This is a genomic window from Legionella maceachernii, from assembly GCF_900167045.1.
Classification (GTDB): Bacteria; Pseudomonadota; Gammaproteobacteria; order Legionellales; family Legionellaceae; genus Tatlockia; species Tatlockia maceachernii.
The window spans coordinates 188,358-202,197 of sequence record NZ_FUXJ01000006.1 but is presented as its reverse complement, the minus strand read 5'-3'; the positions used below and the strand labels follow the sequence as shown (position 1 = coordinate 202,197).

Here is a 13,840-nt window from a genome sequence, read left to right as displayed (position 1 = left end):
ACAATTCAATGCCATAGCTCATTCACTTCCGATCTGACTCACAGCTCTTCTCAAACTGTATACATAAAGTGGTAAGCATTGAACAATCCACTTCTTTTTTGACATAAAAAAAGCCCATTGAACATGGGCCTTGTAATAGAGGGTATTTTTGAAATTAAATCACGTTTCCAACCCAGCTTGCGCCGAAATAGGGGCCGTACAGTCCGAAATCGCTGCTCGAAATATGATTAGTTACCCCAAAAGGCCTCCTTACTTCCAAAGCGTTAAAATAATTAACTGCTTGAAAGCCGCCTTCCAGATTAAGTGTGCCCTCAATCCATTCATGAGTATACTTAAGACCTAATTTTGCTTCGATACTGGGCACTACTATTCGTTGGCTATGACTATCAACTGCATTAACAGCAAAGCTCGGACCAGCGATAAATCCTGAAACATAGCGATTTACACCGTAGTGAAGAGCAGTTGCCGCATTACCTGTTACGCTGAAACCCTGAACTAAATTATATGCGTAATCGACACCCACAACTGGACCTACTCCCTCAAAATCAGCATTTCGGAACTGTTGTAAACTTGAAACTGAGCGTAGAACAAGTCCTGGTGGAACGACTAAGAATTGATTTGTTGTATCCAGCCGGATTTTTGCAAATTGCAAACCGCCATAAAACCGTATTTTTTTCCACGCGCTCATATCAACATGTTGGCCAAGTACTAAATTAACCTGATCAAACTGATTTTCTAAGCGCAATCTAAATGGTTCAAATGCAAGGGCAAATGGAATTTCTCCAGCATAGCCGCCACGATCTGAGTTTCTATCATAATGTATAAAGGTCATTGTGATGTCGTTACCGGTATGAAAATGATATGACCCCTGTAATCGGTATCCCCATCCCCATCTGGGTCTGACGCTGTTAAAACCATGTTCTGGATTGAATTCATAACCTTTGCCATTTGAATAAGTTGGCTGAAAATAAAGCGCCTGTGCTCCAATGTCCCATTTTTTAGCTTCGCAAGGTACTGTTACATCACCTGGAGTGCACGAAGGAGCAGGTGCGGGGGAATACATTCCAGCGGAGGCAAAACCACTCACAGCCAAACTGAGAATTGCCAAGGTTGTTTTTTTCAACATGATCACTCCGTTAATCTAAAAAAAAGCCCATCAACAAGTGATGGGCTTTAAATACAGCATAATTCAACAAATTAGACAAAATTACCAACCCACTTAACACCAGCGTAAGGACCGTTGAAAGCAACGTTGCTTGAACGATCTTCGAAGCCCAAGTGACGACGAACACCGAAGCCATCAACGATAGTGCCATGGTTGAACACAGTGTGTCTAGCATTGAAGTAGTTAACCCACATGTAACCAACATCCAGGGTTAAGTCACCTGATGCCATAGCATAAGTGTATTTAGCACCGAGTTTACCTTCCAACTCAGGAACCATAATAGTTCTGTTGTGGTGGTTAAACGTATTCAGCGCAGCAAATCCTGTACCTGGAAGAGTTCCGAATGCTGGGAGCACAGGGAAACCTGCAGCTACTGGAATTAATGACACTGGGAATGCTGGATCGAATTGGAATGCAGGTCTGCTAGAACCGATCAACAAGGCTGTTGCACCGTTAGCATAAACGCTGAAACCATTACCAACCATGTAGCTCATGTCAGCACCGAAGCGAGGACCGAAACCGTTGAATCTTGCTTCGTGATGGTTTCCAAACGCATTGGCACCAAAGAAGGAAGTTCCGAATCCGCCAAAGCCAGTTCCGAATCCACCAAAGCCAGCTCCGAATGCGCCAAAGCCATTATTGTGGTTACGACGGTGATCAGCGATTCGAGCGTATTGAACACCACCATGGAAGCGGATAACTTTCCACTCGCTGAAGTCTACGTGTTGACCAAGTTCAACGTTAACAGCGTCCCAACGAGGACCTCTGTTGCGGTTGTTATCCCAGCCCCAACCCGAGTTGTTGTGGTGGTCATTGTTGCTATTAGTTAAGTGGTACCAGTTAACGTTGATGTCGTTACCAGTGTGGAAATGGTAAGAACCTTCTAACTTGAAGCCCCAATTCCAGTCATTACGCCAGTTATTATTCCATCTGGTTTCATTGAAGCCACCGAAATCATAACCACTACCATAACCACCCCACCAATTAGGGCTGCCATTGTCGTAAGTAGTGTCTAAGTAAAGGGCTTGTACACCGAAATCCCAAGCAGTTCTTTCGCAAGGAACTGTGACATTACCAGGGGTGCAAACAGGACCCATGGTACCAGCAAATACTGCACTGCTGCTTAAAGCAAGAACAGCTACCGCTGTTTTCTTCAAATATGACATGCTTCATCTCCACTTTTTTATTATTAATTTCCCGTTTAGCCGTCAAACCACATCATGGGATTGACCACAGTACGCAATCATCGCTCTATCCGAGAACGTACATAGGCAGATTATCAAGTGCTACTTTATCAAAGTCAACACCATTTCCACAAATTTTCTCTATTAATTCGATAAATTATTTAGCTTTGCGGTCAACAATGTTTCTTTTGTGCTCACAGTAATTAATTCGTCACCAATCGTTTGATCTAATTGATAAGCTTAAGAGACTTAAAAACTTTAGACCTCGGTGAGCATTAATTTTTCAAGCTATTTAACTAATTGGAATCAATAGGTTGACTAAACTTTATCTACTGTATCAGAAAAGAAGTGGTATCGACAATACTTATTTATTAAGTTACCTGTTCCAAAAAATTAGGTCTGTTAATAAGTAGAATTGAGAAGAAGTTCAACACAATAACCTTACTAATTGATTCTATTTAATAATCTTAACTACCACTCGACAATTCATTCTTTTACCTGCTTCAGTATCATTAGGCGCAGAAGGATTTTTAACACCATCCCTAGTCACTGATAACGGGCTTTCTTGTAGGCCCTAAGCTTATGAATAATCTTTGACTGTGTTTGCTCATCCAACTTAGAACCATGCTATCCTTTGCGGTATCGGCAAACTTACCGGAACTTTTAATGTGAAAACTTTGACTATTACTCGGCCTGACGATTGGCATGTTCATTTTCGCGACGGCATCATTTTACAGCACACCGTGCCAGCGACTGCTCGCCATTTTTCTCGTGCATTGATTATGCCTAATCTGAAGCCTGCATTAATTACAGTAGACTCGGTACTTGCCTATCGTGAGCGAATTTTAACCGCTTTAGGGGGGCATTTTGACTTTGTCCCCTATATGACTCTGTATCTTAATGAGCAGGTAACACCTCTTGATCTCGAAAGCATTAACAATTTTCCCTACCTCTTAGGGGCAAAACTATATCCTGCTGGGGCTACGACTAATTCCGAGGAAGGAGCTCGCTCTTTAACTGCACTCTATCCTCTATTTGAAATCATGCAGCAACAAAATCTGGTGTTACAAATTCATGGTGAGGTCACGCAGGGAGATATTTTTTATCGAGAAGCTGAATTTATTGAAAATTGCTTAATTCCATTATTACGTGATTTTCCCAAACTGCGAATTGTTCTTGAGCACATTTCGACACAAATTGCTGTCGATTTTGTAAACCAATCCTCTAGTAATGTCGCAGCGACCATAACACCTCATCATTTATTTTACAATCGCAATCATCTTTTAGCCGGAGGGGTAAAACCTCATTATTATTGCTTACCTATTTTAAAGAGGGAAAGTGATCAGCAAGCCTTGCAAAAAGCGGCAATCAGCGGAAACCCCAAATTTTTTGCTGGCACTGACAGTGCGCCCCACGCAAAAACCAATAAGGAGAGTGCTTGCGGCTGTGCAGGAATTTATTCAGCACCTTATGCTGTGGCAATGTATACGCAGATTTTTGATCATCTTGGCAAATTGAATAGGCTTAATGCCTTTCTCAGTCAATTTGGTGCTGAATTCTATCGACTTCCTCTCAATCACACAGAGCTGACGTTAATTAAGACACCTCAGTCTATTCCTGAAACGTTACCCTTAGGACAAGAACAAGTGGTACCTGTGGCTGCAGGTGAAACAGTGGAGTGGAGTGTTTATGAGTCGGCGTGATTTCATTTTGTGTGAAGCATTAAAAGACAGATTTCGAGGCTTTTTGCCCGTTGTTGTGGATATCGAAACGGCTGGAATTGATCCACAAAAAAATGCACTCCTTGAGATGTGTATTGTATTAATTGAGCTCGATGAACAAGGTTTTTTTGTCCGAGGAGCCTCCCATTTTGAGCATGTTCTACCTTTTGAGGGGGCTGAACTGGACGAAAAATCGCTTGACTTTATTCAAATTGATCCGTTTCAACCTCTCCGTTTTGCAATTGAAGAAAAACAAGCCTTGGAAAATTTGTTTGTCCCAATCAATAAGGCTTTAAAAAAGACTAAATGCCAACGTGCTGTTCTCGTAGGCCATAACGCTTGGTTTGATTTACTGTTTATCAAAGAGGCCGCCAAACGAACAGGAATTGCTTCGCCTTTTCACTCATTTACTTGTTTCGACACTGCGACTTTAGCAGGATTTATGTACGGGCAAACTGTCTTAGCGAAAGCAGCACAAGCTGCCGGAATTGATTTTGATACGAAAGAAGCGCACTCCGCCATCTATGACGCAGAAAAAACAGCGGATTTGTTTTGCGCCATGCTGAATACATGGCGCAAAATGCATTTAACCTAGCTATCTTAACCCAAAATAGCCTGATTTGCTGGGCTCGGTGCTCGACAATCAGGCTATTTACAGATAAGCGGGCTCTGATCTTATTAGCTACTTATAAATTGTCTGAATGTTCAGCGAGGTATTGAGCAACACCTTTAGGAGAAGCTTTCATGCCTGCTTTCCCTTTTTGCCAACCCGCTGGGCAAACCTCTCCATGCTCTTCAAAAAATTGGACAGCATCAATCACTCGCAACAGTTCATCAATATTACGACCGATAGGTAGATCATTAACAATTTGTGAACGCACCATACCATTTTTATCAATGACGAAAGCGCCGCGGAAAGCGACACCCGCCACAGGATGTTCAACCCCATAAGATTGACAAATGGTGTGAGTAACATCCGCCGCTAGGGTAAATTGCACTGGCCCAATACCTCCGTCTTTAATAGAGGTATTACGATATGCATTATGGGTAAATTGTGAATCAATAGACACAGCAACCACAGCAACATTTCTTGATTTAAACTCATGCATACGGTGATCAAGCGCAATTAATTCGGAAGGGCAAACAAAGGTAAAATCGAGAGGGTAGAAAAATACTAGACCATATTTGCCTTTTAGCTCTTCATGTAAATTGAATTTGTCAGTGATTTCACCATTACCAAGTACAGCAGGAACTGTAAAATCAGGGGCTTTTCGTCCAACCAAAACACTCATCACTATTCTCCTTGGTTAAGCAATTTATTTTCTTATTTATTAGGGTGCTCAGATTATGAGGATACTGCTTCACGCAATAATGGCTCCAACTCGCCTTGTTGATAAAGCTCCATGATAATATCTGAGCCACCAATTAACTCACCCTTGACGTATAACTGGGGGAAAGTGGGCCAATCAGCATACTGCGGTAATGTCTGACGAATATCTGGATTTGCTAGAATATCCACATAGGCGAATGTTACGCCACAAGCATCAAGGCATTGTACAGCACGTGCTGAGAAACCGCATTGAGGCATTTTGGGAGTGCCTTTCATATATAATAGTATTGCATTTTCAGCAATTTGCTTTTTGATTTTCTCAATTGTATCCACCAGAGCCCCTATAAAAAATAAAAACAACCGTAATTATGGCGAAAATAAGGTCAATTAGCAACTTAAGGCCATCTTTCAACGTAAGTATGATCTTTGTGAAACGATGTTTTGTAAAGAAAATTTAGCTAGCAAGCTCTATCTCTTTCAAACAATATCCTTCATTATAGGCTTCTTACCGGTTTTCAGTTTCCTATTTATTTTTTTTATGTTTCTGGAAATCCGACCTGGTACTTATAATGAATCCTGATAAACTTACAACCTAACTAAAAAATAGGAGTTTTTATGGCATTTACTCTACCCGCGTTGCCTTATGCAAAGAATGCGTTGGCACCTTATATTTCTGAAGAAACCTTAGAGTACCACTATGGAAAACATCATAATACTTATGTCACTAATCTCAATAAGCTCATTGCCGGAACAGAATACGAGAATTTGAGTCTGGAAGATATTATTAAAAAAAGCCGTTCTGGGGGTGTATTCAATAATGCAGCTCAAACTTGGAACCATACTTTTTATTGGCACTGCCTAAGCCCTAAAGGCGGGGATGAGCCAACAGGGAAATTAGCTGACTCGATTGTTAAAGCATTCGGTTCTTTTAATGATTTTAAAGAACAGTTTACCCAAACTGCCATTGCAACCTTTGGATCTGGCTGGGCATGGTTAGTTCAGGATAAAGACGGCGCTCTTAAAATTATCAGTACCTCCAATGCTGGAACACCAATGACCGAAGGGCAACAGGCGTTAATGACTTGCGATGTGTGGGAACATGCTTATTATATCGATTATCGCAATGCACGCCCTGAGTACTTAAAGGCATTTTGGTCTCTGGTAAACTGGGACTTCGTGGAGTCTAATTTACGTTAAAATTGGGAGCTTTTCCAAACGATATAAATCAATCTAAAGACAGATTGAAAATTCGCTAACTAAAGCGAAAAGATTGATTTTCAAGTCATATTGCACAGAAAAGTATCCGTTCAGGCGGTATACTTAATTCTTGGTGAACGGTTGGATTGCCGCATGAAATCGTCAAACTCAGCCGTTCTTTGAATACAGCATGAACAAAAAGCAAGTTTTTTTCGCCAAAATAATGATAAGGAGTTTTTATGGCGTTAATCACAAGTTATAGCCCTTTACCGATATCCTTCACTCATGGTGAGGGGATTTGGCTATATGACGAGCAAGGCAAGGCTTATCTCGATGGATTAAGTGGTATAGCCGTTTGTGGACTAGGGCATGCCCACCCCGATATAACCCGTACAATCCAAAAACAAGCCGCGAAATTACTCCATACTTCCAATGGCTACCTCATTAAAGAACAAGAGCAACTTGCCGAAAGATTAACTGCCATCACCAACATGGAACAAGCTTTTTTTGCTAACTCGGGTGCTGAGGCAAATGAAGCAGCCATTAAACTAACTCGTTTATACGGTCATAAAAAAGGAATTGAGACCCCCTCAATAATCGTTATGGAGCGAGCATTTCACGGACGCACTATGGCAACTTTAACCGCCTCAGGTAGCCGTAAAGTTCAAGCCGGTTTCGAGCCGTTGGTCCCAGGTTTTATTCGCGCACCATTCAATGATATCGACGCCATCCATACTATCGCAGCCAATCGCGATGATGTAGTCGCAGTGATGATCGAACCTATTCAGGGTGAAGGGGGGATTTTTGTTGCTGAAGATTCCTACCTACGAGCCTTAGCCCAACTTTGTAAAGAACATGACTGGTTATTTATCCTAGATGAAATTCAAACAGGCAATGGACGAACAGGAAAATTTTTTGCGTACATGCATGCTGGTATTCAACCTGATATTGTCACTACAGCAAAAGGTTTGGGTAATGGAATTCCTATCAGTGCGTGCTTGATGAGGGGCAACGCATGCAACCTTTTTAAACCGGGTAATCACGGCTCCACATTTGGGGGCAACCCACTCGCTTGTGCAACAGCCTTGACTGTTTTAGATGTGATTGAAGGCAATAATCTTTGCGAACAAGTCGCTCAAAAAGGTGCGCTATTAAAAGAAAAGCTGATGCAAGCATTGGTTGATCATCCCGGTGTACGCGGCATTCGCGGGAGAGGTTTTATGTTAGGTATTGAACTTGACAGGCCTGCGAACGATGCTCGAAAAATGGGTCTTGCTAATGGACTACTTTTCAATGTAACCAATGAAACCGTTATTCGACTTTTACCGCCGCTCATTATTAGTGAAAAAGAAATCGACGAATTGGTTTCGAGATTGAGTAAAACCATTCATCAGTTTACTGAGAGTGCGTAGCCTTTTTAAGGTTTTGGGATAGAGAAGGTATCTTGAATCTTGATGAGTGGTTGGATTTGTACCGGTTGAAAAACCGTTTTTCATCCTGAACGTAGCGAAGGATGACACAATTCTCTGCTTATCATGAATTTTGACGCTGGCGTACTACTTCGTATAGACACACCCCCGTTGCTACCGAAACATTTAAACTTTCTACACTGCCCAGCATGGGTAAAGAAAATAAACCATCACAGTGCTCTCGGGTCAAGCGCCGCAACCCGCTACCTTCTGCACCCATCACCAAAGCGATTGATGAGCGACAATTCATTTGATAAAGAGTTTCAGTTGCTTCTCCAGCTGCCCCATAAACCCAGACTCCCGATTGTTTAATGGTTTCTATAGCGCGAACCAAATTAGTCACGCGCACCACAGGAATAGATTCTGCTGCGCCACAGGCAACTTTGCTAACCACCGACGTAATACTGGCACTCTTATCTTTTGGAATAACCACAAAATCGACTCCCGTGGCATCGGCAGTCCTTAAGCAAGCACCTAAGTTATGTGGATCAGTGATACCATCTAAGATCAGAAGTAAACTAGGTTGTTTGCAAGCCGCAAGTAAATTAGATAAGTCACTTTCAGTATAATCGCGTAGATTATCAGCGACTGCGACTACTCCTTGGTGTGTAAGCTCGGCAAAACGCTGATTCATTTTTTGTAGTGGCAATTTTTCCACCGGAATCTGCTGGCTTGAAGCCAAATCGAAGAGCTCGTGTAATCGTTTATCAGCCCGCTCTTGATTGATATATAGCTTTTTAGTTTTTCTGTGAGGATTATTTAATAGAGCGGTTACCGCATGAATACCATAAACATAATGCTCAGTCATCGAAAATTCCATTTTCTGCTGGTTCAAAATCGATTTTGCGCTCATCTAAATCCACACGGGCTACTAATACTTTCATCTTATCACCCAAACGATAAACATGGCCGCCACGCTCACCAACTAACCGATGCTTAATGGCATCAAAAGCATAGTAATCATTGCGTAATGAGGTAACATGCACTAAACCTTCCACATAAATCTCATCTAACTCAACAAAAATACCGAAGCTGGTCACTGCGGAAATAGTTCCTTGGAATACTTGCCCTAGTTTATCTTGCATGTATTCACATTTTAACCAGGCGACTACTTCGCGGGTCGCCTCATCTGCACGCCGCTCAGTGAATGAGCAATGCTTGCCTAAGCGACTCATCTCCTCAGCAGTGTAATGAAATTTTTCTTCTTTAGCTTTATCAATCAAATGCCCCACGGCGCGGTGAATTAACAAATCAGGATAACGCCGTATTGGTGAAGTAAAGTGGGTGTACGCCGAATAAGCGAGACCAAAATGACCATCATTTTCTTCGATGTATTGAGCTTGCTTCAAAGAGCGAAGCATTACCGTTTCAATTAAATGCTTTTCGGGTCTATTTTCTATTGTCGACAAGACTTTTTGAAAGTCTTTAGGATGAGGCTTCTTACCTCCACCCAACTGCAGTCCAAGCTCTCCAAGAAATAATCTTAATGCTCCAATTTTATCCTCGTCTGGGGTTTCATGCACCCGATAAAGAACAGGTAATTTTGCTTTTTCTAAAAAACGCGCCGTGGCGACATTCGCTGCGAGCATGCATTCTTCAATTAAGCGATGGGCGTCGTTGCGGATGACTGGAATAATACGCTGAATTTTTCGCTTCTCATCAAATTCAATCCGCGTTTCTGTGGTTTCAAAATCCATCGCTCCACGCGCTTTGCGAGCTTTTAAAAATATTTTATAAAGAGCATGAAGCGATTGCAACATGGGCCATAAGGCCTCATGTTGAGCATCAGTCCTCTCATCCTCCAACCATTGGGCTACCTGCGTATAAGTCAACCGCGCGTGAGAATGGAAAACGGCACGATAGAAGCGAGAGCGACTTATTTTGCCATCTGGCGTTATCGCCATCTCGGCAACAATGCATAAACGATCAACATGGGGATTAAGTGAACAAATACCGTTGGATAAAGCTTCGGGCAGCATCGGCACCACTTTACCCGGGAAATACACGGAATTTCCCCGTCGTTCCGCCTCTTTATCCAACGCTGAATCAACAGCCACGTAGTGACTTACATCAGCAATGGCGACGTAGAGTTGATATCCCCCTTTGGGCTTTTGATAGCAATAAACAGCATCATCAAAATCTTTAGCATCCTCTCCGTCAATAGTGACAAAAGAGAGGTGTCTTAAATCAACACGATTTTTTAATTGATCTTCAGTGATTTTTTGAGGAATTTTAGCCACTTCCGCAGTGACTTCTTCTGGCCACTCAGCAGGAATGCCATGTGCATGGATAGCAACCTCTGTTTCCATACCTGGAGCCATATGATCCCCCAGAATGTGGATCACTTTACCGATGGCTTGATTGCGTTTGCTTGGAAAAGCAATCACTTCAATCAATACCATTTGCCCGTTTTTAGCGCCCCCAGCGAATTCTAACGGGATGGAGATATCTTGGGTCAACCGCTTATTGTCAGGAATAACGAGCCCCACACCATGTTCGGTAAAAAATCGTCCAACTACGGTGGCATTGGCATGCTCGATTATCTCATGTATTTTCCCTTCAGGCCGGCCACGTCGATCAGCCCCCGACTGATAAGCCAATACGAGATCACCGTGCATCACCGTTCGCATTTCTTTGGCAGACAAGATCATATCTTCTCCACCTCCCGCTGGGATAAAAAAACCATACCCATCAGGATGGCCTTGTATGGTACCTCTTTGTAAATTAATACGCTTTAATAAACAAAAACGGCCACGACGATCCAGCATAATTTGACCGTCTCGTAGCATCGCTTTCAAGCGAAAACCCAACGCTTCCTGTTCGCTTTCGTTTTCTACCTCAAGCCTGGTCAATAACTGAGTACGAGTCATGGGGCGCCCGAAGTCCTCCAATTCCTGCATAATCAATTCACGACTCGGTATAGGTATCGCGTATTTTTCTTTCTCTCTTTTATAGAAAGGGTCCTTTGATTTTTTACTCACTTTCACCACTTTATTATACAAAAATTAGTTTATCATTATTCAGAAGAACTGGATAACTCAAATCCACGTCCTCCCAAATGCTCTTTTAAATTGGATAGAACCATATTTTCACCAGCCCAATAAGTCCCTGTCTCTTTTGGCGGTAAAGTAACTTTGGCCCAGCGACACACTGAAATAACGCCTTGGCAAGGAACTTGTTGCTCATGCCCAGGTTTTGATTCAATACAACTCAATTCAAAATTCGTTTGGTCGAGAGCAAGAGCAGACCAATTACCTGCTTGTAATCGACTACTCCATCCTGCACTCGCACCAGGATCAGAAACCGGGTGGGTAATCCACAAATCCGCGTTTGATAAATTATGAATCATAACCAGCTGCGGCTTTTTTGCGGATACCATTACTGTTTCACCTGTCACTGCAATAGGCTTACAGCCAGAGGGTATCTTATCTTCTGCGTTAACTGCACCAACCATCAGAAACAACAATATCGATACAATAACTTTCATAATTACCTCCGAGAAACCAATTTCAGAATAGTTGCATAAAAGATGGAGTCTGTCATCTATTCCCTAGGCATTTCTAGAGATCACTGAGAGTTACAATGAAATTTTTAAAATAATTAGGGAAAAATCAATTTTTAGAGTCATAATAAATTCATACTCATATTTAGGTAATCCCTGTGAGATTCTTGCTATTACTCCTCACTTTGCTAGTATGCTCCCCGGTTAGTGCTGAAATAATTCGCATAGGCACGCTCCCCTATGATCCTCCTTTTGAGATTCAAGCAGACAAACAAGGCCATTTTTGGGGTTTTGATGTCGATATCATGACGGAAATTTGCCATCGCATAACAGCAGATTGTCGTTTTATTCCCTTAACTTTTACAAAAATATTTACCGAATTGGTAGCAGGCAATATCGATTTGGGTCTGGGAGCCATCAGTATCACTGAAACTCGAGAAGAAACTTTTTTATTTAGCTTACCTTATTTAGCCAGTAATGGCCAATATGTCACGACCACCGTCTCTCCTATTAACAACATTGCAGACATTCAAGAAAAAAGAGTAGGCTCCGTTCAAGGCACCTTATTTAAAGCCCTTATCCTAGAACGATTTAATGACTTGGTACAGATTATTGAATACCCCACTATTTCAGCGACATTTCATGCTTTATCAACTAGGAAAGTGGACGTCGTCATTACGGATGAAGAAACAGCGAAACATTGGGTAGCAACCAGCAGCACCCTGTTTAAACTTGTCGGGAAGAGCATCCCTGTAGGAATAGGCTATGGGATTATGGCAAATAAAAAATCCCCTGGTTTAATTAAACGAATTAACAAAGCCCTTCTTGAGATGGAAAATGATGGAACCTATTTAAAGATCTATAATCGCTACTTTTCTGAGATAGTTCTGTAACCTTTTACAGAATCTTACCTCTCTTTGGTTAAAAATTTAAGAAAAAATTAATTGATACGATGTTAGAAAGAAAATTAGGGACCCCATATCGTCGAATATATTGATTCATATAGCCGATTTCTGTCGTGGCATTCGAATTAATTTTATAGCCAAGGCCCACGAATAATCGATTCTGATCAAAGCCACGCCCATTCCTGCCGATGTAATTATTTTTATGCCAAAATACTTCATCACTACCCACAGCACTGAGTCTAGAATTGTACTTTAATGGAATAGCGATTTTCATAAGTTGTCTAGCCCTATAAGCAACTTTGTTATTATTAGGATCATTTTGAAAAAAACGCTGCTCCATACGCGTACGACTAGTAAACGTGAAATGCGGGGTGGTTTTAATCCATAAAAGTTGCTGCCAAATGCGATTTTCGTTAAACGGACTAGAGGTTAGAGGTCGATTGGTATGGATCCAGGCATAACCAAGCCATAGGCTGAGACTAGGTGTTACTGCATAACCTAAGCCAGGACGTAATAACGTTTGTGTAAGCCGTTTGCTGTCATCCCCAATACGCTCTTGTCCCTCCAACCAACACCTCAAACGCCCGAATGCGGTATTATCGCTATGGCTAAATCGACCTATCGCGGTCAAATTGGGCCAAACCTGAAAATCACGCTGTGTAGCGCACTCTCCATTTAGCAACCAGCTACCTAGTAGCATTAATATCAAGAAACAACGGATTCTCATTTGATACAAAACATACCCTCTTATTATTTTTTGACGGATTTTTAATGGCTATATCCCATGCTGAAGCAAATTATTGCCCCTGTGACTTATTATTCTAAATGAACTAACGTATTATTATTTAAGCTATTTTGCGCTGCTTGCAACGCATTTTCAATGTGATTTTCATCAAATATCAACACACCATGTTGTTTTAATAAGGCAGCGGTTACTCCGTCCCCATTAATTAATGTTCGCGTAAAGCGACCATCGTAAATTCGATTTGATCCGCACGAGGGGCTTTTTGCTTTTAAAATTGCCACAGAGATGTGATGCTTTTTCACCAGCGCCAGCGCTTTTTCTGCTCCTGTTAAAAAAAACTGAGTCACATCTTGGTGCATATTGTTTTTTACAAAAGCCATTTTATTGAGTACGTCCCTTCTCGATCGACTCTCCTGAATTTCGGCGGGTGCTCTAGGTGTGGATAACCCCCCTGCCACTTCTGGACAAATTGTAACGATCTTCCCTTCTTTGAACCATTGTTGCAAAAGGAGATGATTTTGGAGGCAGTCTCCACCGTCATAGCGGACTTTTTGCCCTAAAAGGCACGCGCTCATCAGTATTTTACTCATCGTCATTCTCTTAAAAATTTAAATCCCCTTTT

The 13,840-nt window shown here is 41.8% G+C and carries 14 protein-coding genes; 5 read left to right on the top strand and 9 right to left on the bottom strand.

Translation table 11 applies throughout. The features are described 5' to 3' along the window. Nucleotides 1-154: 154 nt before the first annotated feature. Complete coding sequence (locus B5D33_RS06760; RefSeq protein WP_058453735.1) at nt 155-1,126, bottom strand: Lpg1974 family pore-forming outer membrane protein; 972 nt, start codon at nt 1,124-1,126, stop codon at nt 155-157. A 71-nt stretch (nt 1,127-1,197) separates the two neighbouring features. Continuing rightward, complete coding sequence (locus B5D33_RS06755; protein WP_058453734.1) at nt 1,198-2,331, bottom strand: Lpg1974 family pore-forming outer membrane protein; 1,134 nt, start codon at nt 2,329-2,331, stop codon at nt 1,198-1,200. 686 nt (nt 2,332-3,017) lie between these two features. Here B5D33_RS06755 and pyrC point away from each other — a divergent pair. Together pyrC and rnt are read left to right on the top strand one after the other, a co-directional pair. Further along, a complete protein-coding gene (gene pyrC, locus B5D33_RS06750; protein ID WP_058453733.1) occupies nt 3,018-4,052 on the top strand; it encodes a dihydroorotase in 1,035 nt (344 codons plus the stop codon). Then, nucleotides 4,039-4,665, top strand: coding sequence for a ribonuclease T (gene rnt / locus B5D33_RS06745; RefSeq protein WP_058453732.1), 627 nt, complete (start codon nt 4,039-4,041; stop codon nt 4,663-4,665). The genes pyrC and rnt overlap by 14 nt, the downstream gene beginning before the upstream one ends. Nucleotides 4,666-4,756: 91 nt before the next feature. On the opposite strand, the gene B5D33_RS06740 is transcribed toward rnt, so the two are convergent. Then, entirely contained in the window at nt 4,757-5,362 is a 606-nt protein-coding gene (locus B5D33_RS06740) for a peroxiredoxin (RefSeq protein WP_058453731.1), read from the bottom strand. 53 nt (nt 5,363-5,415) lie between these two features. Beyond that, nucleotides 5,416-5,733, bottom strand: a complete 318-nt coding sequence (gene grxD / locus B5D33_RS06735) for a Grx4 family monothiol glutaredoxin (protein WP_058453730.1) — start codon at nt 5,731-5,733, stop codon at nt 5,416-5,418. Between the two features lie 282 nt (nt 5,734-6,015). On the opposite strand from grxD, the gene B5D33_RS06730 reads away from it, so the two are divergent. Continuing rightward, nucleotides 6,016-6,597, top strand: a complete 582-nt coding sequence (locus tag B5D33_RS06730; RefSeq protein WP_058453729.1) for a superoxide dismutase — start codon at nt 6,016-6,018, stop codon at nt 6,595-6,597. Between the two features lie 239 nt (nt 6,598-6,836). Beyond that, a complete protein-coding gene (locus tag B5D33_RS06725; RefSeq protein WP_058453728.1) occupies nt 6,837-8,009 on the top strand; it encodes an aspartate aminotransferase family protein in 1,173 nt (390 codons plus the stop codon). Between the two features lie 121 nt (nt 8,010-8,130). On the opposite strand, the gene rlmB is transcribed toward B5D33_RS06725, so the two are convergent. The 3 genes from rlmB to B5D33_RS06710 are packed head-to-tail and all read right to left on the bottom strand — an operon-like array spanning nt 8,131 to nt 11,553. Next, nucleotides 8,131-8,874 carry a 23S rRNA (guanosine(2251)-2'-O)-methyltransferase RlmB gene (gene rlmB, locus B5D33_RS06720; RefSeq protein ID WP_058453727.1) on the bottom strand — a complete coding sequence of 248 codons (744 nt, stop codon included), beginning with the start codon at nt 8,872-8,874 and terminating at the stop codon, nt 8,131-8,133. Then, on the bottom strand, nt 8,867-11,047 hold the full coding sequence (rnr, locus tag B5D33_RS06715) for a ribonuclease R (RefSeq protein WP_058453726.1): 2,181 nt from the start codon (nt 11,045-11,047) through the stop codon (nt 8,867-8,869). The genes rlmB and rnr overlap by 8 nt, the downstream gene beginning before the upstream one ends. 35 nt (nt 11,048-11,082) lie before the next feature. Further along, entirely contained in the window at nt 11,083-11,553 is a 471-nt protein-coding gene (locus B5D33_RS06710; protein WP_058453725.1) for a hypothetical protein, read from the bottom strand. A gap of 173 nt (nt 11,554-11,726) precedes the next feature. On the opposite strand from B5D33_RS06710, the gene B5D33_RS06705 reads away from it, so the two are divergent. Further along, entirely contained in the window at nt 11,727-12,461 is a 735-nt protein-coding gene (locus tag B5D33_RS06705; RefSeq protein WP_058453724.1) for a transporter substrate-binding domain-containing protein, read from the top strand. Between the two features lie 28 nt (nt 12,462-12,489). Here the strand turns inward: B5D33_RS06705 and B5D33_RS06700 are convergent, their stop codons facing one another. Continuing rightward, nucleotides 12,490-13,173: a DUF2490 domain-containing protein gene (locus tag B5D33_RS06700; protein WP_234802474.1), complete on the bottom strand. Its 684-nt coding sequence runs from the start codon at nt 13,171-13,173 to the stop codon at nt 12,490-12,492. Between the two features lie 116 nt (nt 13,174-13,289). Further along, the gene (locus B5D33_RS06695) at nt 13,290-13,808 is read right to left on the bottom strand and encodes a 2-thiouracil desulfurase family protein (RefSeq protein WP_058453722.1); all 519 of its coding nucleotides are present in this window, start codon (nt 13,806-13,808) and stop codon (nt 13,290-13,292) included. Nucleotides 13,809-13,840 lie beyond the last annotated feature (32 nt).